General features: G+C 71.8%; 23 protein-coding genes. 15 read left to right on the forward strand and 8 right to left on the reverse strand.

What is annotated here, in order from left to right:
• Window positions 1–54: 54 nt before the first annotated feature.
• The 6 genes from ACFRIC_RS34770 to ACFRIC_RS34795 form a co-directional block, all read right to left on the reverse strand.
• The gene (locus tag ACFRIC_RS34770) at window positions 55–1,044 is read right to left on the reverse strand and encodes a zinc-dependent alcohol dehydrogenase family protein (RefSeq protein ID WP_382794420.1); all 990 of its coding nucleotides are present in this window, start codon (window positions 1,042–1,044) and stop codon (window positions 55–57) included.
• On the reverse strand, window positions 1,041–1,892 hold the full coding sequence (locus ACFRIC_RS34775) for a carbohydrate ABC transporter permease (protein ID WP_382794423.1): 852 nt from the start codon (window positions 1,890–1,892) through the stop codon (window positions 1,041–1,043). Before ACFRIC_RS34775 ends, ACFRIC_RS34770 begins: the two co-directional genes overlap by 4 nt.
• Window positions 1,892–2,827, reverse strand: coding sequence for a carbohydrate ABC transporter permease (locus ACFRIC_RS34780; protein ID WP_382794426.1), 936 nt, complete (start codon window positions 2,825–2,827; stop codon window positions 1,892–1,894). Before ACFRIC_RS34780 ends, ACFRIC_RS34775 begins: the two co-directional genes overlap by 1 nt.
• Window positions 2,824–4,194, reverse strand: coding sequence for an ABC transporter substrate-binding protein (locus ACFRIC_RS34785; protein ID WP_382794428.1), 1,371 nt, complete (start codon window positions 4,192–4,194; stop codon window positions 2,824–2,826). Before ACFRIC_RS34785 ends, ACFRIC_RS34780 begins: the two co-directional genes overlap by 4 nt.
• Before the next feature lie 154 nt (window positions 4,195–4,348).
• The gene (locus tag ACFRIC_RS34790; RefSeq protein ID WP_382794431.1) at window positions 4,349–5,119 is read right to left on the reverse strand and encodes a DeoR/GlpR family DNA-binding transcription regulator; all 771 of its coding nucleotides are present in this window, start codon (window positions 5,117–5,119) and stop codon (window positions 4,349–4,351) included.
• A 396-nt stretch (window positions 5,120–5,515) separates the two neighbouring features.
• On the reverse strand, window positions 5,516–6,325 hold the full coding sequence (locus ACFRIC_RS34795; RefSeq protein WP_382794434.1) for an NAD-dependent epimerase/dehydratase family protein: 810 nt from the start codon (window positions 6,323–6,325) through the stop codon (window positions 5,516–5,518).
• A gap of 284 nt (window positions 6,326–6,609) precedes the next feature.
• Between ACFRIC_RS34795 and ACFRIC_RS34800 the strand changes: the two genes are divergently transcribed.
• Window positions 6,610–7,551, forward strand: coding sequence for a 5-dehydro-4-deoxyglucarate dehydratase (locus ACFRIC_RS34800; RefSeq protein WP_382794437.1), 942 nt, complete (start codon window positions 6,610–6,612; stop codon window positions 7,549–7,551).
• Complete coding sequence (locus ACFRIC_RS34805) at window positions 7,548–8,726, forward strand: hypothetical protein (protein ID WP_382794441.1); 1,179 nt, start codon at window positions 7,548–7,550, stop codon at window positions 8,724–8,726. The genes ACFRIC_RS34800 and ACFRIC_RS34805 overlap by 4 nt, the downstream gene beginning before the upstream one ends.
• Window positions 8,727–9,054: 328 nt before the next feature.
• Here ACFRIC_RS34805 and ACFRIC_RS34810 read toward each other — a convergent pair whose 3' ends face one another.
• Together ACFRIC_RS34810 and ACFRIC_RS34815 are read right to left on the reverse strand one after the other, a co-directional pair.
• Window positions 9,055–9,729: a DUF4097 family beta strand repeat-containing protein gene (locus ACFRIC_RS34810; RefSeq protein WP_382794443.1), complete on the reverse strand. Its 675-nt coding sequence runs from the start codon at window positions 9,727–9,729 to the stop codon at window positions 9,055–9,057.
• Between the two features lie 248 nt (window positions 9,730–9,977).
• Window positions 9,978–11,153: a serine hydrolase domain-containing protein gene (locus ACFRIC_RS34815; protein WP_382794445.1), complete on the reverse strand. Its 1,176-nt coding sequence runs from the start codon at window positions 11,151–11,153 to the stop codon at window positions 9,978–9,980.
• 364 nt (window positions 11,154–11,517) lie between these two features.
• On the opposite strand from ACFRIC_RS34815, the gene ACFRIC_RS34820 reads away from it, so the two are divergent.
• The 13 genes from ACFRIC_RS34820 (at window position 11,518) to ACFRIC_RS34880 (ending at window position 26,658) form a co-directional block, all read left to right on the forward strand.
• Complete coding sequence (locus tag ACFRIC_RS34820; protein ID WP_382794447.1) at window positions 11,518–12,105, forward strand: TIGR03086 family metal-binding protein; 588 nt, start codon at window positions 11,518–11,520, stop codon at window positions 12,103–12,105.
• Between the two features lie 376 nt (window positions 12,106–12,481).
• A complete protein-coding gene (locus tag ACFRIC_RS34825) occupies window positions 12,482–13,138 on the forward strand; it encodes a GntR family transcriptional regulator (protein ID WP_382794451.1) in 657 nt (218 codons plus the stop codon).
• Entirely contained in the window at window positions 13,135–14,043 is a 909-nt protein-coding gene (locus ACFRIC_RS34830) for a dihydrodipicolinate synthase family protein (protein WP_382794454.1), read from the forward strand. Before ACFRIC_RS34825 ends, ACFRIC_RS34830 begins: the two co-directional genes overlap by 4 nt.
• Window positions 14,031–15,761 carry an L-arabinonate dehydratase gene (araD, locus tag ACFRIC_RS34835; protein WP_382794457.1) on the forward strand — a complete coding sequence of 577 codons (1,731 nt, stop codon included), beginning with the start codon at window positions 14,031–14,033 and terminating at the stop codon, window positions 15,759–15,761. Before ACFRIC_RS34830 ends, araD begins: the two co-directional genes overlap by 13 nt.
• 102 nt (window positions 15,762–15,863) lie before the next feature.
• Window positions 15,864–16,799, forward strand: a complete 936-nt coding sequence (locus ACFRIC_RS34840; protein ID WP_382794460.1) for a carbohydrate ABC transporter permease — start codon at window positions 15,864–15,866, stop codon at window positions 16,797–16,799.
• Window positions 16,796–17,701 carry a carbohydrate ABC transporter permease gene (locus tag ACFRIC_RS34845; protein ID WP_382794463.1) on the forward strand — a complete coding sequence of 302 codons (906 nt, stop codon included), beginning with the start codon at window positions 16,796–16,798 and terminating at the stop codon, window positions 17,699–17,701. Before ACFRIC_RS34840 ends, ACFRIC_RS34845 begins: the two co-directional genes overlap by 4 nt.
• Entirely contained in the window at window positions 17,698–18,879 is a 1,182-nt protein-coding gene (locus tag ACFRIC_RS34850; protein ID WP_382794465.1) for a Gfo/Idh/MocA family protein, read from the forward strand. The genes ACFRIC_RS34845 and ACFRIC_RS34850 overlap by 4 nt, the downstream gene beginning before the upstream one ends.
• Window positions 18,876–19,718 carry a PmoA family protein gene (locus ACFRIC_RS34855; RefSeq protein ID WP_382794468.1) on the forward strand — a complete coding sequence of 281 codons (843 nt, stop codon included), beginning with the start codon at window positions 18,876–18,878 and terminating at the stop codon, window positions 19,716–19,718. Before ACFRIC_RS34850 ends, ACFRIC_RS34855 begins: the two co-directional genes overlap by 4 nt.
• Entirely contained in the window at window positions 19,718–21,283 is a 1,566-nt protein-coding gene (locus ACFRIC_RS34860; protein ID WP_382794471.1) for a family 43 glycosylhydrolase, read from the forward strand. Before ACFRIC_RS34855 ends, ACFRIC_RS34860 begins: the two co-directional genes overlap by 1 nt.
• 351 nt (window positions 21,284–21,634) lie before the next feature.
• Window positions 21,635–22,936, forward strand: coding sequence for an ABC transporter substrate-binding protein (locus ACFRIC_RS34865; RefSeq protein WP_382794474.1), 1,302 nt, complete (start codon window positions 21,635–21,637; stop codon window positions 22,934–22,936).
• Window positions 22,937–23,281: 345 nt separating this feature from the next.
• Window positions 23,282–24,076 carry a rhamnogalacturonan acetylesterase gene (locus tag ACFRIC_RS34870; protein ID WP_382794476.1) on the forward strand — a complete coding sequence of 265 codons (795 nt, stop codon included), beginning with the start codon at window positions 23,282–23,284 and terminating at the stop codon, window positions 24,074–24,076.
• A gap of 108 nt (window positions 24,077–24,184) precedes the next feature.
• The gene (locus ACFRIC_RS34875) at window positions 24,185–25,513 is read left to right on the forward strand and encodes a polysaccharide lyase family 1 protein (RefSeq protein ID WP_382794479.1); all 1,329 of its coding nucleotides are present in this window, start codon (window positions 24,185–24,187) and stop codon (window positions 25,511–25,513) included.
• A gap of 2 nt (window positions 25,514–25,515) precedes the next feature.
• Window positions 25,516–26,658: a pectinesterase family protein gene (locus ACFRIC_RS34880; RefSeq protein ID WP_382794481.1), complete on the forward strand. Its 1,143-nt coding sequence runs from the start codon at window positions 25,516–25,518 to the stop codon at window positions 26,656–26,658.
• The last annotated feature ends 15 nt before the right edge of the window (window positions 26,659–26,673 follow it).

Here is a 26,673-nt window from a genome sequence, read left to right on the forward strand (position 1 = left end):
AGGGTTCCACTTCGGGCCCGCTCGCGGGGGCGTGCGGGCCCGGGTGGTCGTGTCTCAGGGCACCACGACGATCTTGCGGCCCACGCCCGACGCGAACTGTTCCAGGGCCTGGGGGTAGCTCGTCAGGGGGAGGCGGTCGCTGATGAGGACCGACGGGTCGAGGACGCCCGCGGCGAAGAGTTCCGCCGCGCGTTCGAAGCTGTGCAGGACGGCCATCGAGCCGGTGATGGTGATCTCCTGGTTGTAGATGCGGTACGGGTCGACGGTGACCCGGGTCGCGTAGTCCGCCACGCCGAACTGGAGGAAGGTGCCCGCCTTCGCCACCCGGTCGAGACCGTCCTGGATCGCCGCGGCGTTCCCGGTCGCGTCGACGACCACGTCCCAGCCCTGGGGCCGGTCCAGCTCGTCGGCGTTCGCCGCGGCCGCGGAGACCCCGAGCCGCCGGGCGGTGGCGAGCCGTTCGGGGTTCACGTCGACGACGTCCACGCTCGCCGCGCCGGTGCGCTTGGCGAGCTCCAGCATCATCAGGCCCATCGTCCCGGAGCCGTAGACCAGGATGTGGGCGCCGAGCCGGGACCGCAGGACGTCGTAGCCCCGGACGGCACAGGAGAGCGGTTCGATCAGGGCCGCGTCCTGGGTGGCGACGTGTTCGGGGAGCTTGACGCAGTTGGCGACGGGCGCGGTCGCGTACTGGGCGGCGCCGCCCGCGGTGGTCACGCCGATCGCGGCCCACCGTTCGCAGAGGTTGCTGTGGCCCGTACGGCAGTAACGGCACTCGTGGCAGTACAGGGACGGGTCGACGGCCACCCGGTCGCCGACCGCGAGCTCCGTCACCCTTGTGCCCACGCCGACCACCTCGCCGGCGAACTCGTGGCCCGGCACGATCGGCAGCTTCGGGGCGAACTCGCCCTGGAGGATGTGCAGATCGGTGCCGCACAGGCCGCAGGCGGCGACCTCGACCACGACCTCGCGGGGGCCAGGAGACGGGTCGGGGACCTCGGTCACGACGGCACGGCCCACGGACTCGATGACTGCGGCCTTCATTTCACGGCTCCGAGCGACAGGCCCTGGACCAGTTTGTCCTGGGCGGCGAACCCCGCGGTGAGCACCGGCAGGGAGACGACGAGCGACGCGGCGCACACCTTCGCCAGGAACAGGCCCTGGCTGGTGATGAATCCGGTCAGGAAGACGGGGGCGGTCCCGGCGACCACACCCGTGAGCACCCGGGCGAACAGCAGCTCGTTCCAGCTGAAGATGAAGCAGATCAGGGCCGTCGCCGCGATGCCGGGCAGGGCGATGGGGGCCACGACCCGGCCGAGGACCGTCGGGAGCCGGGCACCGTCGAGCTGCGCCGCCTCGATCACCGCGACGGGGACCTCGGCGAGGAACGACTGCATCATCCACACGGCGATCGGCAGGTTCATCGAGGTGTAGAGGACGACCAGCAGCCAGATGTTGTCGAGCATGCCGGTGTTCTTGGCGAACAGGTAGATCGGGAGGAGGCCCGCCACGACCGGCAGCATCTTGGTCGACAGGAAGAAGAACAGGACGTCCGTCCACTTCCGCACCGGGCGGATCGACAGGGCGTACGCGGCCGGGAGGGCCAGCAGCAGGACGAGGAGGGTCGAGGCCACCGACGCGACCGTGGAGTTGACGAGGGAGGGCCAGGGGCTCGCGCCGCCGCCCGCGCCGAAGAACTCCCGGTAGCCGTCGAGGGTCAGGGCCGCGCCGAAGGCCGGCGGGTTCTTCGCCGCGTCCGGTTCGGAGTGGAAGGACGTCAGGGCCATCCACGCGATGGGCAGGAAGAACACGATGCCGAGCGCCCAGGCGGCCAGGCCCAGGCCGGCCCCCCTGGCACGGAGGGGACGCGGATGTGTCGCGGTCGTACTCATCAGCGGGACCCCTCCTCGCGGAACAGGGACGACACGACGCGCAGCGCGAAGGTCGCGATGACGATGGAACCGATGACCACCAGAACGCCCGCGGCGGAGGCGAGGCCGTTCTCGTGGGCCTGGTAGAAGCTCTGGTACACGGTGTAGGGCAGGTTGGCGGTGCCCAGGCCGCCGGAGGTGATCGTGAAGACCGCGTCGAAGTTCTGCACGATGTAGATCGAGCCCAGCAGCGCCCCCAGTTCGAGATAGCGGCGCAGGTGGGGCAGCGTGAGGTGGCGGAACACCTGCCAGTCGTTCGCGCCGTCCACGCGGGCGGCCTCGATCTGCTGGTGGTCGCGGCTCTGCAGACCGGCGAGCAGGATCAGCATCATGAACGGCGTCCACTGCCAGACCAGGGACGCCTCGACCGCGAGCAGCGGGGTGTCCGAGATCCAGTCGGGCGCGGGGCCGCCGACGTAGTGCAACAGGCCGTTCAGCAGGCCGTATTCGGGGTTGAAGAGCACGTGCTTCCACAGCAGGGCCGCGGCGACCGGGACCACCAGGAACGGTGCGATCAGCAGGGTGCGGACGATGCCGCGGCCCCGGAACCGCCGGTCCAGGAGCAGGGCGAGGGCCAGGCCGAGGACGAGGCTGACGAGGACCACGCTGACGGTCAGCAGGATCGTCGTCCAGACCGAGTGCCGCAGGCCCGCGTCGGTCAGCACCTCCGTGTAGTTGCCGAAGCCGGTGAAGTGGCGGGCCTTCGGATACAGGGCGTTCCAGTCGAAGAACGAGATCACCAGCGTGGCCACGAAGGGCAGTTGGGTCACCGCGATCATGAAGATCAGGGCCGGGAGCAGGGGGCCGCGGGCGGCCCAGGCGCGCAGCCGGGCCGAGGGTTGTCCGTGGGTGCGTACGGGGGGAGCGGCCACGCGGGCCGTCGTCGTGGCGGTCATCGGCCCTCGTACTCCTTGGAGATCTTCTCGGCGAGCTTCTGGGAGGTGTTCAGTGCCGCGTCGACGGACTGGCGTCCGGCGATGGCCGCGCTGATCTCCTGCGAGACCTTGGTGCCGAGGTCGGTGAACTCGGGGATGCCGACGAACTGGATCCCGGGCGCGGGGCGCGGCTGGACGCCGGGGTCGCGCGGCCGGGCGCCCTCGATGGCCTGGCGGGTCATGTCCTGGAAGGCGGCGGCCTCTTTGACGTAGGCGGCGTTCGTATACGTCGAAGCGCGTTTGCCCGCCGGGACGTTCGACCATCCGGTGGTGTCGCCCACCAACTGCTCGTAGCCCTTGCCCGAGGCCCAGGAGATGAACTTCCAGGCCTTGTCCGGGTTGTGCGAGGCCTTCTGGAGTCCCCAGGCCCAGGTGTAGAGCCAGCCGGAGGACCCGGTCCTCTCGACGGGGGCCGGGACGTATCCGAGCTTGCCCCTGACAGGGGAGTCCTTGGCCTCCAGCAGGCCCGCGGCGGAGGTGGCGTCGTACCACATGGCCGTCTTGCCCTGGGTCATGTTGTTCAGGCACTCGGCGAAGCCGGACTGGGCGGCACCGGACTCGCCGTGCTCGCGGACGAGGTTCACATAGAACGTGGTGGCCTTCTCGAACTCGGGGGAGTCCAGGCGCGCCTTCCAGTCCTTGTCGAACCAGGTGCCGCCGAAGGTGTTGACCACGGTGGTGAGCGGGGCCATGACCTCGCCCCAGCCGGGCAGACCGCGCAGGCAGATGCCCTTCATGCCGGGCTCGGCGCCGTCCGCCTTCGCCGCGAGGTCTGCCACCTGCTGCCAGGTGGGGTGCGCGGGCATCGTCAGGCCCTTCGCGGCGAACACGTCCTTGCGGTACATCAGGAACGACGACTCGCCGTAGAACGGCTGCCCGTAGAGCTTGCCGTCGGCGGCCGTCAGCGACTGCCGCATGGGCTTGAGGATGTCCTGCTCGTCGTATCCGCGGTCCTGGCGGACGTACGAGTCCATCTCGTGCAGCCAGCCGTTGCGGGCGTAGATCGGTATCTCGTAGTTGGAGAGGGTGGCGACGTCGTACTGGCCCGCCTGGTTGGCGAAGTCCTGGCTGATCTTGTCGCGGACGTCGTTCTCCGGCAGGACGGTGAAGTTCACCTTGATGCCGGTGTCCCGGGTGAAGTGGGCCTTGGTGAGTTTCTGCAGCTCGACCATCTGCGGGTTGTTGACCATCAGGACGTTGATGGAGTTTCCGCCGGAGCCCGACCCGCCCGCTCCGGTCCAGCAGCCGGAGAGGAGCGGGGAGAGCAGCGTCCCTGCGGCGGCCGCGGCGAGCAGTGCGCGCGGCCTCCGCCGGCTCGGGGTTCGCATGGATCACTCCTGGGGATGGGGATGGGGAGGGGGATGGGGAGAAAAGGGGAGAGATGGGGAGGGATGCGGATATAGGGGGCGGGGTGAGGTGTGGGGGTGCCTCGGGGCGACGCGGGGAGGGGGGAGTGGGCAGGTGGCCGGGGCGGGAGGGCTTTCAGACGCGGATGACCTGGGGGCCCAGCAGCGAGTAGCGGTGCGCCTCGGAGGCCGGGAGCAGGGTGCTGGTGACGATCGTCTCCAGGTCGCCGATGCCGGCGAACCGGCAGAAGCTGACGGCGCCGAACTTGGTGTGCACACCGGCGAAGACCGTGCGCCGGGAGGCCCTGATCGCCTGCGCCTTGACCTCGCTGACCGCCGGGTCGGGTGTGGTGAGGCCGTGTTCGCGGGAGATGCCGTTGGCGCCGATGAACGCGAGGTCGATGACGAAGCCGGCGAGCATCTTCGTGGTCCAGTGGTCGACCGTGGCGAGGGTGCCGGGGCGGACCCGGCCGCCGAGCAGCAGGACGCTCGTGTTCTCGGCTCCGGCGAGTGCTCCGGCGGTGGCGAGTGAGGCGGTCACCACGGTCAACGGCCTGTCCCTGGGCAGGGCTTCGGCGATGAGCTGCGGGGTGAACCCCTCGTCGACGAACACGGTCTCGGCGTCCCGGGCCAGCTCGGCCGCGGCGGCGGCGATCCGGCGCTTCTCGGGGACATGGCTCGTGGTGCGGAAGGCGAGCGTCGTCTCGAAGCCGGCGCTCTCCACGGGGTAGGCGCCGCCGTGGGTGCGGCGCACCAGGCCGTGGTCCTCCAGGGTGCGCAGATCCCGTCGTACGGTCTCCTTGGCGACGCCCAGTTCGACGGCGAGCTCGGTGACCTCGACCGAGCCCGTGCGGCGCGCGGTCCGGACGATCTCGCGCTGCCGTTCCTCCGCCGTCCTGCCCGTCATCGCCGTCACCCGCTCCCTCGCGCTCCGTCGCGCACTGCCCGTTCGGACCCGGTGGGGTCCATGAGGGAAGTTCTACAGCCGGTGTCCGTCACTGACCAGGCCTGTTGCGGGCCCGATGCTGCCCGGCTGTGCCCGTTCCGCGGCGCGGCCGCCCGCGGCGGACCTGGGGTGGAGCGGGGGAGGCGGCGGGATCGGGCAGGGGTCGTGCCCGAACACGGGGGCGGGCGGGCCCGTTTCCGGCCCGCCCGCTTCTCACCGGGCGGTCCGCTGTCCGCCCGCCCCCTCCGCCGGGCGGTTCCGCGGTCCGCCCGTTCCTTCGTCGGGCGGTCCGCTGTCCGCCCTTCCTGCGCCGGGCGGTCCGCTGTCCGCCCGTCGTCCCCGCCTTCTCGGCCGTGGTCAGTACGGCCAGATCGGCGGGTGCGTCGTGAAGTGGCCGCCCAGGTGCGCGTGGTCCGGGTTCGCCGGGTCGAGCTCGCCCTGTTCGGCGATGAGCTTCTCCGCGTACGGCTCGGAGTCGTCGCGCGGTTCGTAGCCGAGGGCCCGTGCCGACGAGAGGTCCCACCACAGGCGGGTGTTGGCGGAGGAGCCGTAGACGACCGAGTGCCCCACGTCCCGCGCGGTCAGGGCGGCGTGGAAGAGGCGGGCGCCGTCCTCGGGGCTCATCCAGACCGAGAGCATGCGCACACTCGTCGGCTCCGCGAAGCAGGACCCGATGCGCACCGAGACGGTCTCCAGGCCGTGCTTGTCCCAGTAGAACTGGGCGAGGTCCTCGCCGAACGACTTGGAGAGCCCGTAGAAGGTGTCGGGGCGGCGCGGGGTGCCGACCGGGATCAGCGGGTCGTCGCCCACCGGGCGCGGGGTGAAGCCCACCGCGTGATTGGAGGAGGCGAAGACGACACGGCGTACGCCCTCCTCGCGGGCCGCCTCGTACAGGTTGTACGTCCCCTCGATGTTGGCCTTGAGGATCTTGTCGAAGGAGGACTCCAGGGAGATGCCCGCGAGGTGGACGATCGCGTCGACGCCCCGTACCGCCTCGCGCAGTGCCGCCCGGTCGGCGAGGTCCGCGGTGATCGCCCCCGGTTCGCCCTCGACCGGGAGGACGTCGAGCAGACGCAGCTCGTAGCCGTACTCCGGCAGCAGCCCGCGCATGAGGGTGCCGAGTCCGCCGGCGGCGCCGGTGAGCAGAACGGTGCGGGGAGCGGGCATGGGGGTCTCCTCCGTGCGGGCGGGTGCGCCAGGGCCGGCTGCCGGGGGCCGTCGGCGGGGCCTTGTTCGTCAGTCGTATGCGTGTATGGCATTCACATTCATGGACACGCTAAGGAGCGTCGACGTGCCGCGTCAAGTGTCGCGCGGACGGGCGAAATCCGCCTTCGAGTTGCGGGTTTGCATGCTTGACCGGCCCCGAGGCGGCGGCTTAGCGTGGGCGAGTTCAGGGATATGGACATGGATCAGAAACATGCACTCGATGGGCACCTTTTAAGGGAGAGTCCGTGACGTCAGCCCCTCTTGCCGCCCGGCTGAGCATCCCCAGCGGGCCGCTCTTCTTCCCCGTCACCGCGTACGGCCCCGACGGCACCGTCGACCCCGGTGTCTACCGGGAGCACGTACGGCGCGGCGTCGAGGCGGGCGCGGCGGCGGTCTTCGCGTGCTGCGGCACCGGCGAGTTCCACGCGCTCGTGCCCGAGGAGTTCGAGACCTGCGTACGGGCCGCGGTGGAGGCCGCCGAGGGGCGCGTCCCGGTGGTCGCGGGCGCCGGATACGGAACCGCCCTGGCCGTGCGCTACGCGCGCCTCGCGGAGGCCGCCGGGGCCGACGGGCTGCTCGCCATGCCGCCGTATCTCGTGACGGCCGGGCAGGAGGGGCTGCTGCGGCACTACCGGGAGATCGCCGCCGCCACCTCCCTCGACGTCATCGTCTACCAGCGCGACAACGCCGTCTTCACCCCGGCGGGCGTGGTCGAACTCGCCCGCACCGAGGGGATCATCGGCTTCAAGGACGGGCTCGGCGACCTGGACCTGATGCAGCGGATCGTCAGCGCCGTACGCAGCGAGGCGCCCGGCGACTTCCTCTACTTCAACGGTCTGCCGACCGCCGAGCTGACCGGGCTCGCCTACCGGGGACTGGGGATCACGCTCTACTCCTCGGCGGTCTTCTGCTTCGCCCCCGAGATCGCGCTGGCCTTCCACCGCGCCCTGAACACCGGGGACGACGCGACGGTGAACCGGCTGCTGGACGGCTTCTACCGGCCCTTCGTCGATCTGCGGGCGCGGGGGCGCGGCTACGCGGTCGCCCTGGTCAAGGCGGGTGTCCGGCTGCGCGGACTGGACGTCGGCGAGGTCCGGCCCCCGCTCCACGAACCGGCCGAGGACCACGTCAAGCAGCTCGCGCAGCTCATCGACCGCGGGTACGCGCTCATCGAGGAGGGCCTGTGATCGCGTCCGCGTTCCTCTACCCCTGGGACGTCAACGGGGACCCGGAGGCCGCCGCCAGGACCGCGGCCCTCGGCGTCCGCCGGGTGACGCTCGCGTCCGCCTATCACTCCACGCGCGCGCTGACCCCTCGCCACCCGCGGCACCGGATCGTCACGGCCTCGCACGCCGCCGTGCTGTACCCGGTGGACGAGGCGCGATGGCGCGGCCGGGCCCTTCGCCCCTGTCCGGCCGGTGACTGGGCGCCCGGTGACGCGTACGGCGAGGCCGCCGCCGCGCTCGCCGGGGTGGGGCTCGACGTCCACACCTGGGTCGTGCTCGCGCACAACTCACGTATGGGGGAGGAACATCCGGAGACCTCCGTCGTCAACGCCTATGGGGATCGCTATCCCTGGGCGCCCTGCGTCGCCCGGTCCGCGACCCGCGCCTACCTGGCCGACCTCGCGGTGGAGGCCGCGGTACGGCCGGGTGCCGCGGGTACGGAACTGGAGTCGCTCGGCTGGTACGGACTCGCCCATCTGCACGCCCACGACAAGATCGGCGGGGTGTCGCTCGGGGACGCCGGGCACTATCTGATGTCTCTGTGCTTCTGTGCCGTGTGCGCGGACGGATACGGCCGACAGGGCCTGGACGCGGAGGAGTTGGCGTCCTTCGTGCGCGGGGCGCTGGAGCCGGTGTGGCGGGGGGAGCCGTCCGGTGGCGGCTGGGCCGGGGTGGAGAAGCTGCTCGGGGCGGGGACGGCGGCGGCCACCCGTGTCTGGCGCGACCAGGTCGCCCGCTCGCTCCAGGAGGAGACGGTCGCGGCGGTCCGCTCCGCCGCGCCGGCCGGGTTCCAGGTGCTGCTGCACGCCGACCCCGTCTCCTTCCACTGCGGCGCCAACGCCGGTGTGGACCCCGGGCACATCCTGTCCGTGGCCGACGGTGTGGTCGTGCCGTGCACCGGGGACGCGGGCCTGCTGACGCCGTTCGCGGAGGCGGTGCGGGCGGGGGCGCGGGGGAGGGTGCTGGCCGCCAACTTCACCGTGGTGTCCGGGATGGGGGGCCGGCCGGACCGTCTCGCGGCCGACGCGGCCCGCGCGGTCGAGCTCGGCGCGACCGAACTGCGGCTGTATCACGCGGGGTTGGCCTCGGACGCCGATCTGGAGGCGGTGCGGGGGGTGTTGGCGGGGCTGGACTAGGGCCCTTCCGGCAAGGCGCGCCGTTGCTTGAAGGGTGGCCCGGCGGTGTCGGGTGCGGCGAGAGGGCGTGCGCGGCGTCACGGCGTCGCCGGGCGGACGGGAACTGCCGGACGGGCCCCAGGGGGTGTCCGCAAAGTCTCGCTGGCCCGGCGACGCCTGGTGCGTTCCTCCAAGCTCTTCGAGCAGGGGCCCCACGACGCCGTCCGGCCCGCCCGGCGGGTGGACGACGCGACTTTGCGGACACGCCCCAGGGGCGGTCCGGCCGGGACCTCGCCGCTGCGCCCCCGCTGCCCCGGACGGGGTGGCGGGGGCGCAGCGGGTCGTGCCTTCAGCTCTTCACCGTGCGGGCGGTGATGTCGCCGTGGGCGGTGGTCGCGTGGATCGTCAGGCCGGGGGTGGCGCCCGAGTTCGTGAGCGAGTTGCTGATCCGGCCGAGGGTGGTGCCGGCGTCCAGGGCGGCGGAGACCCCGGGAGCGGCGCCGACGGTGATGTCCCCCAGCTGCGTGCTCAGCGTGAGCGTGCCGCGTGCGGCCTCGCTGACGGTCAGGTCGCCCTTCTGGGTGCTGATCTCGGCGGGGCCGTGCAGTCGGCCGACGGAGATGTCGGCGTCGAGGCCGGTCAGGCGGACGCTGTCGGCCTCGTCGAGCTCGACCGAGCCGTGGCCGCCCTCGAAGGTGACCTCGCCGAGCCGTCCCACGCCGCGGAACTCGGCCGCGGCCGCCTTCGCCTCGACCCGGGAGCCGGCCGGGAGCTGCACGGTGACCTCGACGGACCCGGACGGGCCGAGGCCCCGGTTCCTGGCCCCGGGGATCTCCACGCGCAGGACGCCGTCGGCGTAGGAGACCTCGGTCTGCTCGGCCGCCTTCACGTCGCGGCCCTTGGAGGCGTCGGCGGGCAGGACCTCGACGGTGGTGTCGGTGCGGTCGGCGGCGATGAAGCGGATGTGTCCCGCGGGGATGTCGATGATCGCGGAGACGGGGGCGGTGGTGTCGAACTTCTGCATGATGCTCTCCATGGTCTGCTTCGCGTGCGTTCCCGGTGTTTCTGACATTGGAAACGCTACGTTGCGTTCGAGGATCGGGCAACATGCTTGTTGCGCAATTCTGTTGTATCTGCAGGTAGATGTCGAGATTTCATTGCAATGACTCTGGCTCTAATGCAATGTCGACCGTTCGTTGTGTTGCAATGATCTGAGCTGAACGCTATGCGGGGAGCGGGCGCCCGGACTTCGCGGGCGCCCGCGTGCATCCGTCAGTCCTTCAGCAGCGCGCAGACGAAGTTCTCCTCGACCGTCCGCAGCCGCTCCAGCAGCGCGGGCTTGTTCGTCTTGTTCACCTGGGTGGTGAGCGTGAAGGTCAGGGACCGCCGGCCGTCCGGCGTGGCGGCGATCAACTGGGTGTATCCGGGGAAGTTGCCGGTGTGGCCGAGGACCACTCCGCAGCGGGTGGAATAGCGGAAGATCGCCTCTCCGGCCTTGTTCCGGCCGGGACCCGCCGGCTCGGAGGCACCGTCGATCCACCGGCGCTGCTCGCGCAGGGTGGCCTTGGAGATCAGCGCCCCGCCCGCGTACCCGCTGATGAAGCGCGTCAGGTCCGCCGGGGTCGAGATGATTCCGCCCGACGCCCACACGCCGGACGCGCTGAGCGCCTCGCTGACGTCCTCCGGGGGGTTGGGCGGCGTGACGTCGTACCCGTGCATGTACGGCTCGGGCATCTCGTAGCCCTGCGGGAGGCTCGTGTCCCGCAGGCCGAGCGGCCGGTAGACGAGCCCCCGCAGCAACTGCTCGTAGGGCTGTCCGGTGACCGCCTCGGCCATCAGCGCGACCGCGATGTTGTCCGAGTTCGAGTACTGGTACGTCGACCCCGGCCGGAACAGCAGCGGTTCGTCGGCCACGAAGTCGAGCAGCCGGCGCGAGTCGAAGTGGTGGTGCGGATCGGCGGTGAGGATCCTGATGAACTCGGGGTCCTGCGAGTAGTCGGGCAGCCCGCTGGTGTGGTTCAGGAGCTGGCGCAGCGTCACGGCGCGCCACTGCCGGGGCAGGGACGGCAGTACGCGGCCGATCGTGTCGTCGAGGGAGAGCGCGCGCCGGTCCACCAGACGCAGCGCCACGGCGCCGCTGAACGCCTTCGCCGTGCTCGCGATCCGCGTGTGGTCGTCCGGCCGGATCGGACGTCCGCTGTCCAGGTCGGCGACCCCGGCACGCACGACGCGGGACTCGCCCCCGCGGCGCAGGACGGCGATGACTCCGGGCGGGCCGCCGGGGCTGCGCACCAGTTCTTCGAGCTGCTGCCGCAGCGCGCGGTCGTGGTCCGCGGATCCGGAACCGGAACCGGCGTCGGCCGGTCCGGACACGGCACCGGTCAGGCAGGCGGCGGCCAGGAGGGCGCCGAGGGACGTACGCAGCCGGGGGCGGCGGGGCAGGGGCATGGGGGTCTCCCGAGTCGGGCGGGGCCAGGGCACGCCCAGCTTCGGCCCCGGGTGATCCGCTCGCCTGCGCCGCTGCTGCATACGGAGGAGCGGGTGACCGGGTGTTGGGCCGTCCGGCCGACCCGTTGCGGAAACCCCGGTCCGGGGAACCGATGAGTTTCCGGGACGGACGGGGTCCACCCCACCGGAGTGCACCCACGGGACCGCCCCATGGGCTTCGCTCAGGGGTGCGCTTCGAGGGGCCCGTCCCGCGGGACTCGCGAACGGAGACGCCTCGACGGGGCTCGCTCACGGGCGTGTCCCGTGTTCCCGGCGGATCCCCGAACCGGACCAGCAGAGAAATACGCGTTCTGAGGAGAATCGGATGACCGGCCAGACCTTCGACTTCGGGCCGCAGGCCCTCGTCGTGGCGCGCCTCGCTGAGGGTGTCACGGACGCGCAGCTCGACGGGGCGACCCCCTGTCCGCGGTACGCGGTGCACAACCTGCTCGGGCATCTGGCCGGACTGGCCGTCGCCTTCCGCGACGCCGGGCGCAAGGACCTGGGCCCCACGACCGACACGAGCCCCGCCGCGGCCGTGCCCGACATCGAGCCGGGCTGGCGCGAGGCCCTGCCGAAGGCGCTCGACGAACTCGCCGACGCCTGGCGGGACCCGGCCGCCTGGACCGGCATGACCCGGGCGGGCGGAGTGGACCTCCCGGCCGAGGTCGCGGCGGCCGTCGCCGCCGACGAACTGGTCGTGCACGGCTGGGACCTCGCGCGGGCCACCGGCCAGGACTACGCGCCCGACGAGACCGCCCTGCGGGTGACGCACGGGTTCCTCACGGGCGTGGCCGACGACCCGACCCGTGTCGGAGGGATCTTCGGTCCCGTCGTCCCGGTGCCCGACGACGCGCCGCTCCTCGACCGCGTGATCGGGCTCAGTGGCCGTGACCCGGGCTGGAAGCCGTAACGGAGGATCCGTTCGCACGAGCACACGCGCCCGGTGCCTCCTCCGGCGCGTGCCGCCTCTCCTCCTTTGCCTCACGGGCCGCCCGCCGAGCGGGCGGCCCGTCCGTGTGCTCCGGCACCCCGTCGCGGGAGCGAACGCCCGACGCGCCTCGCCCGGGCGGAGGGATCAGGGGGATCCGGGTTCCTCCGGCACCCCGCGCCGCGCGTCTTCGCAACTTCCTCTGTCGGAAGCGTTGACGAAACACGGTCACGCTCCTACCTTCAACGCGTCGTACTTCGTACGTCATATATGAGACGCGATACACGAGAGCGGGAGCCGGCGTCCACGGCCGGCTTTCCGCTGCCGTGATCCGACACGTGAGACCGGAGAGGCGCGCATGACCTCTGTGCCCACCCCGATCCCGTCCCGCACGCAGTTCGTGCTGGAGGGGATCAAACACCGCATCCTCACCGGGCAGTTGACCCCGGGACAGGCTCTGGTGGAGACCGACCTCGCCGCGCAGTTCGGGGTGTCGAAGACCCCCGTGCGCGAGGCGCTCAAGACCCTGGCCGGTACCGGGCTCGTCGTGATGAACCAGTACAAGGGCGTCACGGTGCGCATGGTGGACGCGGACATGGCGCGCGAGGTGTACGACGTACGGCTGCTCCTCGAACCCGAGGCGCTGCGGCGGGTGGTGCGCCGCAAGGCGTCCCTGGACGACGCCCGTGACGCGCTCACCCGTGCCGACGCCGCCGCCGACACCGCCGAACGGTCCCTGGCCAACCGGGAGTTCCACCGCGCCCTGTACACCCCCTGCGGAAACCCGCTGCTCGGCCGGATGCTCGACGAGGTGCGCGACCAGGCGGCCCTCGTCTCGGCGGTCGCCTGGGCCTCCGACCCCTCCTGGGAGCGGGAGGCGAGCGAGCACCGGGAGATCCTGCGCCTCGCCCTCGACGGCGACGCCGACGCCGCGGCCGCGGCACTGCACGCGCACATCGCCTCGTTCGTACGACGGGCCTTCCCGCAGGGCCAGGAAGAGGACGGACAGGAATGACAGCGACGTTCGAGACTCAGCGGGCGGCACTCGCCGAGGTCGTGGCCATCCCGGTCACACCCTTCGCCGAGGACGGCACGATCGACCGGGACACCCACCGGGCCCTGCTGCGCCGGCTGATCGACGGCGGAGTCCGCACCCTCACCCCCAACGGCAACACCGGCGAGTTCTACGCCCTCACCCCCGAAGAGCGCCGCACCATAACCGAGTTGACCGTCGAGGAGGCGGGCGACCGCGCGGCCGTCCTCGTCGGCGTCGGACACGACCTGCCCACCGCCGTCGCCTCCGCGCGCCACGCACGCTCCCTCGGCGCACCGATGGTGATGGTCCATCAGCCCGTGCACCCCTACGTCTCGGAGGGCGGCTGGGTCGACTACCACCGGGCGATCGCCGAGTCCGTGCCGGAGCTGGGCGTCGTGCCCTACATCCGCAATCCGGTCCTCGCGGGTTCACGGCTCGCCGAACTCGCCGACGTGTGCCCGAACGTCATCGGCGTGAAGTACGCCGTCCCCGACGCGGCGCGCTTCGCCTCCTTCGCGCGAGACGCCGGCCTCGACCGGTTCGTGTGGGTGGCCGGACTCGCCGAGCCCTACGCCCCCTCGTACTTCTCGGCCGGCGCCACCGGGTTCACCTCGGGCCTGGTGAACGTCGCCCCCGCCGTCTCGCTGAACATGATCGAGGCGCTGCGGTCCGGCGACTACCCGGCCGCGATGAAGGTCTGGGAGCGGATCCGGCGCTTCGAGGAACTGCGGGCCGCCGACGCCTCCGCGAACAACGTCACCGTCGTCAAGGAGGCCCTGTCCTCACTGGGCCTGTGCCGCCGTGACGTGCGCCCGCCGAGCCGGCCGCTGACCGCGAACGAGCGGTCCGAGGTCGCCGCCATAGCCGCCGGATGGTCCCTGTGAAGCGGCCCGAGGAACTCCGAAGCCATCAGTGGTACGGCACCGACGGACTCCGCTCGTTCAGCCACCGGGCCAGGACCCGGCAGCTCGGCTACCTCCCCGAGGAGCACCTGGGCAAGCCGGTCGTCGCGATCCTCAACACCTGGTCCGACATCAACCCGTGCCATGTGCACCTGCGCGACCGCGCCCAGGCCGTCAAGCGGGGGGTGTGGCAGGCCGGCGGATTCCCGCTCGAATTCCCGGTGTCCACGCTGAGCGAGACGTTCCAGAAGCCGACCCCGATGCTCTACCGCAACCTGCTCGCGATGGAGACCGAGGAGCTGCTGCGGTCGTACCCGGTGGACGGGGCCGTGCTGATGGGCGGCTGCGACAAGACCACGCCCGCGCTGCTCATGGGGGCGGCCTCGGTCGATCTGCCGACCGTCTTCGTGCCCGCCGGGCCCATGCTCCCGGGCCACTGGCGCAACGAGGTCCTCGGCTCCGGCACCGACATGTGGAAGTACTGGGACGACAAGCGCGCGGGCCTCATCGGGGACTGCGAGATGGCCGAGCTGGAGAGCGGGCTCGCCCGGTCGCCCGGCCACTGCATGACGATGGGCACCGCGTCCACGCTGACGGCCGCCGCGGAGGCGCTCGGCGTCACCGTCCCCGGCGCCTCCAGCATCCCGGCCGTCGACTCCGGACACGACCGGATGGCGGCCGCGGCGGGACTCAGGATCGTCGAACTCGTCCACAAGGGAAGGACGTTGTCCGACATCCTGACGGCGGAGGCCTTCACGGACGCGGTCACCACGGTGCTCGGCATCGGCGGCTCGACGAACGCCGTGATCCACCTGATCGCCATGGCCGGACGCGCGGGCGTCTCCCTCACCCTGGACGACTTCGACCGGATCGCCCGGACCGTCCCGGTGCTGGCGAACGTCCGGCCCGGCGGACAGAAGTACCTCATGGAGGACTTCCACTTCGCCGGCGGCCTGCCCGGGTTCCTCTCCCGCATCACCGACCTGCTGCACCTGGACCGGCCCACGGTCTCCCACGACACCCTGCGCGAGCAGCTCGCCGGCGCCCGGGTCCACGACGACGACGTCATCCGCACCCGCGACAACCCGGTCGCGGCCGAGGGCGGAGTGGCCGTCCTGCGCGGCAACCTCTGCCCCGACGGCGCCGTCATCAAGCACATCGCCGCCGAGCCGCACCTGCTGAAGCACACCGGCCCCGCGGTCGTCTTCGACGACTACCGCACGATGCAGCGGACCATCGACGACCCGTCGCTCGGCATCACCGCCGACAGCGTCCTCGTGCTGCGGGGCTCCGGCCCCAAGGGCGGCCCGGGCATGCCCGAGTACGGGATGCTGCCCATCCCGGAGCATCTGCTGAAGCAGGGCGTCCGGGACATGGTGCGGATCTCCGACGCCCGCATGAGCGGCACGAGTTACGGCACGTGCGTGCTGCACGTGGCGCCCGAGTCGTACGTCGGCGGCCCGCTCGCCCTCGTACGGAGCGGGGACCTGATCACGCTCGACGTCGCGGCACGCTCGCTCCGGCTCCATGTGGACGACGCGGAGCTGGAGCGCAGACGGGCCGCCTGGACCGCGCCGCCCGCCCGGTACGAACGCGGCTACGGCGCGCTCTACAACGACCAGATCACCCAGGCCGACACCGGCTGCGACTTCGCGTTCCTGGCCCGCCCGGGCAAGGTGCCGGACCCCTACGCCGGCTGACGCCCCCACGACCGCACACGGAAGACACCGACCGACCCATGAGGGTGTAGCAAGCGCTTCCTGCACCCGCTGTACCTGCCCCACTGCGAACGGAGAACAGTCATGGCCCAAGCCGCAGCCGTGGCGAAACCGCCCGCGCCACCCCGGCGGCGCCGTGCCTCCGCGACCCCGCGCAGGCTGCCGTATCTGCTCATCGCCCCGGCGGCGCTGCTGATGCTGGGCTTCATCGCCTACCCCGTCATCAGCGTCTTCCACTACAGCCTGCAGAACTACAACCCCACCAAACCGTGGCGCAACGGCTACGCGGGCCTCGACAACTTCGTGCACGCCTTCACCGACGACCCCCAGTTCTGGGACACGCTGACCTTCAGCGCGAAATGGGTCGTCGTCGAGGTCGGCCTCCAGCTCCTGTTCGGCCTGGCGCTCGCGCTGATCGTCAACCAGACCTTCGTCGGCCGGGCGGCCGGGCGCGCGCTGGTGTTCTCGCCCTGGGCCGTCTCCGGCGTACTGACCTCGGCGATCTGGGTGCTGCTCTACAACTCCCAGACGGGCATCACCCGTTACCTCGCCGACGCGGGCATCGGCTCGTACGGGACGAGCTGGCTCTCGGACACCTCCACCGTCTTCCCGGCGGCCGTGGTCGCCGACCTGTGGCGCGGCGTCCCCTTCTTCGCGATCCTGATCCTCGCCGACCTCCAGTCCGTCTCCAAGGATCTGTACGAGGCCGCCGAGGTCGACGGAGCGAGCCGCCTGCGGCAGTTCCTGCACATCACGCTCCCGCACCTCAAGGACGCCATCGTCCTGTCCACGCTGCTGCGCGCCGTGTGGGAGTTCAACAACGTCGACCTGCTCTACACCCTCACCGGCGGCGGACCCGCCGGCGAGACGACGACTCTCCCGCTCTACATCGCCAACACCAGCGTCGACGCCCACAACTTCGGCTACGCCTCCGCCCTCACCACGGTCGCGTTCGTGATTCTGCTGTTCTGCTCGATCGTCTATCTGCGGCTGAGCAAGTTCGGAGGCGGGGACAAGTGATCACCAAGGACGCCGCGACCATCGCCCCGGCCGCACCCGCCGCCCCGCCCGTCGAGGAACCCCGCCCGCCCGCCGCGAGGAAACGGCGCGCCTGGGACGAGGCCCCGCGCTGGCAGATCTACGTCCCCCTCGGCGGCTACCTCCTCTTCACGCTGATCCCCTTCTACTGGATCCTGCTCTTCGCGCTGCGCCCCGCCGGGTCCACCTCCCTCGTGCCCTGGCCCATGACGCTGGACCACTTCGACAAGGTGTGGACCGAGCGCAGCTTCGGGACCTACTTCCAGAACAGCGTGATCATCGCCGTCGCCACCCTGGTGATGACCACGCTCGTCGCACTCGCCGGCGGCTACGCGCTCGCCCGCTTCGACTTCAGGATCAAACGCGGCTTCATGCTCGCGCTGCTCTGCTCCCAGTTCGTGCCCGGCGCCCTGCTCCTGGTCCCGCTCTTCCAGATCTTCGCCGAGCTCCGGATGATCAACTCGCTGGTCAGCGTGATCATCGCCGAGACCGTCTTCCAGTTGCCGCTGTCGATGATCCTCATCAGCGGCTTCATCAGGAACGTGCCCTACACCCTGGAGGAGGCCGCCTGGGTGGACGGCTGCAACCGCTTCGACGCCTTCCGGATCGTCGTCCTCCCGCTCCTGCGGCCCGGGTTGATCGCCGTCGGCTCCTTCGCCTTCGTCCACGCCTGGAACCACTTCCTGTTCGCCCTGATGTTCCTCAGCGACCAGAGCAAGCAGACCATCCCGGTCGGCCTCAACACCCTGATGAGCTCCGACAGCGTCGACCTGGGCGCGCTCGCCGCCGGCGGCATCATCGCCGCCGTCCCCGTGGTCGTCGTCTTCGCCTTCATCCAGAAATGGCTGATCACCGGATTCAGCGCGGGGGCGGTGAAGGGATGACCGCCACCACCCGTCAGGGCCACGACCGGCACCCGGCCGGCACGCCGCTGCCCGTCGTCCTCGCCGGGGCCCGGGGACACGGCCGCTGGCACCTGGACAACATCCGCCGGCTCCAGGACAAGGGCCTGACGCGCCTCGTCGGGGTCTGCGAGCTGAACCCGCTCACCGAGGAGGAACTGGACGGCCGGCACGTCGAGCAGTCCCCCGACCTCGGGGCACTCCTCGACTCCACCGGCGCCGCCGTCGCGGTGATCTGCACCCCCATCCCCACCCACACCGACCTCGCGCTGACCGCCGCGCGCAGAGGCGTCCACCTGCTCCTGGAGAAGCCGCCCGCCCCCTCCTACGCCGAGTTCCGGCGGATGGCCGACGGCGTCGCGGCGGCCGGAGTCGTCTGCCAGATCGGCTTCCAGTCGCTCGGCTCGCACGCGGTGCCGGCGATCAGGAAGATGATCACCGAGGGCGCGCTCGGCCGGGTCACCGGAATCGGCGGGGCCGGCGCCTGGGTCCGCGACGAGGCCTACTTCCGCCGCGCCCCCTGGGCGGGCAGACGCCGGCTCGACGGAGCCGACGTCGTCGACGGGGTCCTGACGAACCCGCTGGCCCACGCCGTCGCCACGGCCCTCGCGCTCGACGGCTCGACCCGAGCTGAGGACGTCACCGCCATCCGCACCGAACTGCTGCGCGCCAACGACATCGAGTCCGACGACACATCGTGCGTCCAGGTGACGACCACCGGGGGCCGGATCACCGTCGCCGCCACCCTCTGCGCCGAGAGCCCCGGCGAACCGTACGTGCTGGTGCACGGCACGGGCGGCCGGATCACCTTCTGGTACAAGCAGGACCGGGTGCTCGTGCAGCGCTCCGGACACGGCCCCGAGGAGATCCTGTACGGCCGCACCGACCTGCTGGAGAACCTGGCCGAGCATCTGACCGGCGGCGCGGAACTGCTGGTCCCGCCCGAGTCGACGGGCGCCTTCATGAAGGTCGTCGAGGCCGTCCGGCAGGCCCCCGACCCGGTCGCGCTGCCCCCGGACGCCTGGCGGACGGTCCCCGGCCAACGACGCCGTGTCGTGCCCGGCGTCGACGGATTCGTCGCGGCCGCCGCCGACACCCTCGCCCTCTACTCCGAACTCGGCGCCTCCTGGGCGCGCCCGAAAGAGGTGAGCTCCGGATGAACGACGACTCGACGGCCCTGCGGATCGGTGGCCGCCCCGTCGCGCGCTACGTCACCCGGCCCGCGCTGCCGGCCCGGCTCTCGCCGCGCCCGTACCTGCACCCCGTCACCACCCTGGCCGGCACGGCCGTCACCGAGACCGGTCCGGCCGATCACACCCACCACCTCGGCGTCGGTGTGGCCGTACCCGACGTCGAGGGGCACAACTTCTGGGGCGGACGCACCTACGTCCGCGACCAGGGGCCGACCGAGCTCGACAACCACGGCACCCAGCGGCACACCGGCTTCCGACTGTGCGATCCGGACGGCTTCGTGGCGGAACTGCGCTGGACGGCCGCGGGCACCGAACTGCTGCGGGAACGCCGTACGGTCGCGGCCGTCGCCCTCACCGACAGCGCCTGGGCACTGGACTTCACCTTCTCGCTCACGAACGTCACGGAGCACGGCCTCTCGATCGGCAGCCCCGCCACCAACGGACGGCCGGGCGCGGGCTACGGAGGCTTCTTCTGGCGGGCGCCCAAGGAACGGGACGCCCCGCGCGTGTTCACCGCCGACGCCGAGGGCGAGCAGGCGGCGCACGGGCGCCCCGCCGACTGGCTCGCCCTCGCGGGAGCCGGCTGGACGCTCGTCCTCGCCGGGGCGACCGCCGAGACCCGCCGCGACCCGTGGTTCGTCCGCGCCGCCGACTACCCGGGCGTCGGTTCCTCGCTCGCCTCCGAGCGGCGGCTCACCGTCGCGGCGGGGGACACGCTCGTACGCCGGGTCGTCACCGTCGTCGCCGACGGCGCCCTCGACCGGACCGGGGCCGCCGCGCTGGTCCGCAAGGCGGTGAGCCCCTGATGGCCCTGCCCTCCGCCGACCTCGGTGACGGCACCTACCGCAACCCGATCCTCGACGCCGACTGGTCCGACCCCGATCCGCTGTGCGTCGGAGACGACTTCTACCTCACCGCCTCCAGCTTCGGCCGCGCCCCCGGCCTGCCGCTGCTGCACTCCCGGGACCTGGTGAACTGGACCCTCGTCGGACACGCTCTCGAACGCCTGGAGCCCGCGGGCGAGTTCAGGAATCCTCAGCCCGACCGCGGTGTGTGGGCGCCCTCGCTGCGCCACCACGACGACCGCTTCTGGATCTTCTGGGGCGACCCCGACCGTGGCATCTTCCAGGTCAACGCCCCAGCGATCAGGGGCCCTTGGACCAGGCCGCACCTGGTGAAGGAGGGCCGGGGGCTCATCGACCCCTGCCCGCTGTGGGACGAGGAGACCGGCGAGGCCTACCTCGTGCACGCCTGGGCCAAGTCCCGTTCGGGAGTGAAGAACCGGCTCACCGGACACCGGATGAGCCCCGACGGAACCGCGCTCCTGGACGAGGGGAAGGTGATCGTCGACGCCGACCTGATCCCCGGTTGGTTCACCCTCGAAGGCCCCAAGGTCCACCGCCACGACGGCTGGTTCTGGATCTTCGCGCCCGCCGGGGGAGTCGAGACCGGCTGGCAGGGCGCCTTCCGGTCGCGCGGCTTCTTCGGGCCCTACGAGGAGCGGGTGGTGCTGGAACAGGGGAGCACCCGCGTCAACGGCCCGCACCAGGGCGGCTGGGTGCGCACGGCGGCGGGCGAGGACTGGTTCGTGCACTTCCAGCAGCGCGGGGCCTACGGGCGGGTGGTCCACCTCCAGCCGATGCGCTGGGGTACGGACGGCTGGCCGGTGCTCGGCGACCGGGGCGCCCCCGTGCCCGTACACCGCAAGCCGGACCTGCCGGCCCAGCCGCCGTCCGCGCCCGCCACCGACGACGACTTCCCCGGCGGCCGTTTCGGGCGCCAGTGGCAGTGGACCGCCAACCCCCGGGACGGCTGGGCCACCCAGCACTCCGGCGACGGACTGCGGCTGACCTGTGTCCGTACGGCGGACGCCCACGACCTGCGCCGACTCCCGCACGTCCTCACCCAGCGGATGCCCGGCGCGGCGGCCACCGTCCAGGTCGACCTGCGTCTCGACAGCGAGGAGCCCGGAGCGCGGGCCGGACTCGTGGTGCTCGGGGACGCGTTCGGCTGGATCGGCCTCCAGCGCGAGCCGGGCGGATCCGTGCGGTTCGTGCACCGGTTCGCCGAGACCGTGGCCGTCGGGGCGCCCGTCGTGCGCACGGGGCCGCGCGAGGGCGAGCGCGAGGCCGCTCCGGGGAGCGCCGCTCCCGAGGACCGGGCCCGGCTGTGGATCGAGATCGGCGCGGGAGCCCGCTGTCGCTTCTCGTACGACGTCGGCGCCGGCCGGCAGCCCTCGGGGCAGGTCTTCGCCGCGACCGGCCGGCGCTGGACCGGCGCCCTGCTGGGCCTGTTCGCGCTCGCGCCGCCCGGCTCGGGGCACGCGGGGGCCGCCACCTTCACGCGCTTCCGAGTCACCCCGGCCCGCTGAGGGCCACCGTCCGCCGTTCGTCAGCAGTCCCCAGCCTTCACCAGTCATCACCAGCGTTCGTCAGCCGTTCGTCAGCCGTTCGTCCGCCTGTTGGGAGCCGCAATGTCGCACCTCCGTAGCAAGCGCTTGCCGGATGTGGAGGGAAGGGCGCGTCCCTTCCGCGAGCAGCCGGGTGCCGATCTCCGAGGACACCGCACCGACCCCACCACCCCGTTGGATCCGGAAGAAGAGAGCCGACCGATGAAGATCAGCCCACTCGGACACAGCCCACTCGGGAACAGCCCACTCGGGAACGGTTCACCGGCGACCGGGGCGAGAAGGTCCCGCGTCCCCGGTGCCCGGCGCGCCGCCGTGGCCGTCGCCCTCGGATCCGTGCTCGCGCTGACCGCCACCGCCTGCGGCGACGACGGCAGCGGCAGCGCGGGCGACAAGGGCACCGAGGGCTCCGGCAAGGGCGAGATCACCTTCTGGGACAACAACGGCGGTGTCCGCACCGACATCTGGAAGCAGATCATCGCCGACTTCGAGAAGAAGTACCCGGACATCAAGGTCAACTACGTCGGCATCCCGGCGGCGAGCGCGCAGTCCAAGTACGACACCGCGATCCAGGGCGGCGGCCTGCCCGACGTCGGAGGCGTGGGCACCGCCATGCTCGCCGAGGTCGCCGTGCAGGGAGCCCTCGAACCGCTGGACAGCCGGATCGAGAAGGGCGCGCTGAACGGAAAGCTGAGCCAGAACCTGCTCGACGTCAGCCGGTCGGCGGGCGGCGGCGACACCCTGTACCAGGTGCCGACCTCCGCCAACAACGGCACGCTCTGGTACCGCACCGACCTGTTCAAGGCGGCGGGCCTGGACGCGCCGACCTCCTGGTCGAAGTTCTACGACGCCGCCTCCAAGCTCACGGACGAGGGCAAGAACAAGTTCGGCTTCACCATCCGCGGCGGCGAGGGCTCCATCGCCCCGGCGCTGGACGCGGCGTACGGCCAGAGCGGCATCACCTCGTTCTGGGACGGCGACAAGACCACCGTCAACGACCCGAAGAACGTGGCGGCCCTGGAGAAGTACGTCGCCCTCTACAAGAAGGCGACTCCGTCCGCCGACGTCAACAACGACTTCACCAAGATGGTCGCGCAGTGGGACAGCGGCACCATCGGCATGCTGAGCCACAACCTCGGCTCCTACCAGGACCACGTGAAGGCGCTGGGCGCCGGCAAGTTCCGCGGCATCCCGAACCCCACCCTGGACGACGGCACACGGGTGCAGGTCTCCAACCCGGTCGACGGGCTGAGCCTGTTCAAGTCGGGCAAGAACAAGGCGGCCGCCTGGAAGTTCATCGAGTTCGCCGTCTCGGCGCAGGAGAACTCCAAGTTCAACGAGTCCGCGGGCCAGGTGCCGGCGAACACGGACGCCGCCAAGGACGCCTGGATCCAGCAGGCAGAGCCGACCAAGCTGGCCGCCGAGGCGCTCAACGGTGCCGGCACCAAGATCGTGCAGCTTCCCTACTACCTGCCCGACTGGAACACGATCTCCAAGGCCGACAACGAGCCCGGCTTCCAGAAGGTGCTGCTCGGCAAGATGAGCGTGAAGGACTTCCTGGACACGCTGGCCGACCAGCTCAACACGGCACAGGCCGACTGGAAGGCCCACCACTAGTCCGACGCGCCGCCCTCGGGGCCCGGCCGTGGCGCCCACCGCGCCACGGCCGCCCCGCGGTCCCGTCGCTCGGCCGAATTCCCGGCCGGACCCTCGGCCCAATCCTCGGCCGGGCCTCAGGCGGAGTTCCCGACCGGACTCTCGGCAGGCCCCGGCCAGACCTAGGCCGAATCCTCGGCCGGATCTCAGGCGGAGTGCCCGGCCGGACTCTCGGCCGGACTCTCGGCAGGACCTCGGCCGGACCCCGGCCAGACCTCGGCCGAATCCTCGGCCGGACCCCGGCCGGACCCTCGGCCGAACCCTGGCCGGATCTCTTCGGAACCCTCTGTCGAAAGGCACACGCCCGTGTCCCTCACGCGCAGACAGGTCACCTCGGCGGCCGTGGCCGCCTTACCGCTCGCCGCCGGGGCGGCGGCCCACGCGTCCGCCGCCCCGCACCGCGGCCCGCTCACCCTCCACATCGCCGGCGACTCCACCGCCGCCCAGAAGTACGCCGACGCCGCACCCGAGACCGGCTGGGGCATGGCCCTCCCGTTCTTCCTCCGCGAGGACATCGCCGTCGCCAACCACGCCGTGAACGGCCGGAGTTCGAAGAGCTTCATCGACGAGGGGCGACTCGCCTCGATCCTCGACGTCATCCGGCCCGGCGACCTCCTGCTCGTCCAGTTCGGGCACAACGACGAGAAGACCGCCGACCCGACGCGCTACACCGAGCCGTGGACGACGTTCCAGGACTGCCTGCGGCAGTACCTCGACGGGGCGCGGGCCCGGGGCGCGCGGCCGGTGCTCGCCACCCCGGTGGAGCGCAGGAAGTTCGACGCGGACGGCGCGGCGGTGCCGACGCACGGCGACTACCCGGCGTCGATGCGCGCGCTCGCCGCGGCCGAGCGCGTCCCGCTCCTCGACGTCCAGGCCCTGTCCATCGCGCTGTGGCAGCGGCTCGGCGTCGAGGAGACGAAGCGGTACTTCAACTGGACCGCGACCGAACAGGACAACACGCACTTCAACCCGCCCGGCGCCATCGCCGTGGCCCGTCTCGTCGCGGGCGCGCTGCTGCGCCGCCGGGTGCTCGGCCCCCGGGACGTACGCCGTCTGGACGCCGCCATACCCGAGTCCTGGATCACCTGGCCCACCGCCTGAACTCCTCGATCCCTGCCCCGGATCCCTGGATCCCCGATCCCCGGATCCCCCGAACCCGTGAGCCCGCCGGGCTCCGAGGCCCCGAGCCGAAGGAAAGAGAGTCGCACCATGCACACACAGGAATGGCATGCGCATGCCACAAGCTGGCGTGCGGTCACCATCCGCAGAGCCGCCGCGCTGATCGGCTGCACCGCCCTCGTGATCGCCGTCACCGGCACCACCGCCGAGGCCCGCCCCCGCGACCCCGGCCGCCAGACGCTCGCCGCGGGCGACGGCTGGGCGGCCGACGGGACCGGCACCACGGGCGGCTCGGCGGCCGGCGCCGCGCAGGTCAGCACGGTCTCGACCTGGGCGGAGTTCAAGGCCGCGCTCGCCGCGGGCGGCAGCGCGCCGAAGATCATCAAGGTCCGGGGCACGATCGACGCCAACGCCTCCGGCTGCGACTCCTTCGCCGCCCCCGGCTACGACTTCGACCGGTACCTCGCCGACTACGACCCCGCGGTGTGGGGCTACGACCAGGTGGTCAGCGGCGAGCAGGAGGACCTGCGGGCCGCCTCCGCCGCCGAACAGGACACCGCCATCAAGGCGTACGTCCCCGCGAACACCACCATCGTCGGCCTCGGGGCGAACGCGGGCTTCAAGGGCGCGAGCCTCCAGATCAAGGACGTCGACAACGTCATCGTCCGCAACCTCACCTTCGAGAGCCCCCTCGACTGCTTCCCGCAGTGGGACCCCACCGACGGTGACACCGGAAACTGGAACTCCGAGTACGACAGCGCCGTCGTCTACGGCGCCACGCACGTCTGGCTCGACCACGACACGTTCACCGACGGCGACCACCCGGACAGCTCGCTGCCGACCTACTACGGCCGGATCTACGAACAGCACGACGGCGAACTGGACATCGTCAAGGGCGCCGACTACGTGACCGCCTCCTGGAACGTCTTCGCCGACCACGACAAGACCATCCTGATCGGCAACAGCGACAGCGCGGCCACCGCCGCCGTGGACCGGGGCCATCTGAAGGTCACCCTCCACCACAACCTGTTCACCGGCCTCGTCGAGCGCGCCCCGCGCGTGCGCTTCGGGCAAGTGGACTCCTACAACAACCACTTCGTGGCCGACTCCTCCTACGGCTACAGCTACGGCATCGGCATGGAGTCCCGACTCGTCGCCGAGCACAACGCGTTCACGCTGCCGGACTCGGTCGGCGCCGGGCTGATCCTGAAGAAGTGGAAGGAGGCGCCGGTGACCGCCGCCGACAACTACGTCAACGGCGTCCCGACCGATCTGATCGCCGTGCACAACGCGCAGATCCCCGCCGAGACGCTCCAGTCCGGTGCCGGCTGGACCCCGGTCCTGCGGACGAGGGTCGACCCGCCGAGGGCCGTTCCCGCCCTCGTCGACCACCACGCGGGCGCCGGAAGGATCTGCTGACCATGGCCGGACACCCCGTCGGCAGAAGGGCGTTCATCGCCGCGGGCACCGGAGCCGCGCTGGCTCCCGTGCTCGCGGGCCCCGCCCGCGCCACCGCCCGCGCCACCGGCCGGGCGCCGTTCGGGCGCCACGGCTCGCCGTCCGCGCGGCCGGACGCGAGGACCCTGTACGTCCACCCCGGCGGCCTCGGCGACCACACCACCGTGCAGGCCGCCGTGACCGCCGCGACCGGCGCGGGCTTCACCCTGGTCATCGCACCCGGCGTGTACCGCGAGACGGTCTCGGTCGGAGCGGTCGACCCGGCGACCGGCCTGCCCGGAGCCGCCGGGTCCGAGATGACCTGGATCGGTGCCTCCGGCGACCCGCGCGACGTCGTCGTCGTGTACGACAACGCCAACGGCACGCCCAAGCCCGACGGTTCGGGCACCTACGGCACCACCGGGTCGGCGACGACCACCGTGCGCACCGACGGCTTCACCGCCCGCGCGGTCACCTTCGCCAACGACTGGCTGCGCGCCGACCACCCCGGGATCACCGGCACCCAGGCCGTGGCGATCAAGGTGCAGGGCGACCGGTCGGCGTTCCACCGCTGCCGCTTCCTCGGCCACCAGGACACCTTGTACGCCGACACGATCGCGCTCGGCACCTTCGCCCGGCAGTACTACCGGGACTGCTACGTCGAAGGCGACGTGGACTTCGTCTTCGGGCGGGCGACGGCGGTCTTCGAGCGCTGCCACTTCCGCACCCTGGACCGGACGGATCTGGCCGGCGCCCCGTACGGCTTCGTCTTCGCGCCGTCCACGGCCGTCGCCGACCCACGCGGATACCTGGTCACCCGCTGCGGGATCAGCAGTGCCGCGCCGGACGCCTTCTACAAGCTGGCCCGCCCCTGGGTGCCCGGCTCGGACCCCACCGCCCGGCCGATGCTGACCGTCCGCGACACCCGTCTGGGCGCCGGCATCGACGCGGTCGCGCCCTACACGAACATGTCCGCCGCCTACCCCTGGCAGAGCCAGCGCTTCGCCGAGTACCGCAACACGGGACCCGGCGCGGTGATCACCGTCCCCGAGAACCGCCCCCAGCTCACGGACGCGGAGGCCGAGCGGCACACCCGTGCCGCCTACCTCGGCGACTGGTGTCCGTGATTGCCCCGTTCCCTC

This window comes from Streptomyces sp. NPDC056738, from assembly GCF_042790435.1.
Classification (GTDB): Bacteria; Actinomycetota; Actinomycetes; order Streptomycetales; family Streptomycetaceae; genus Streptomyces.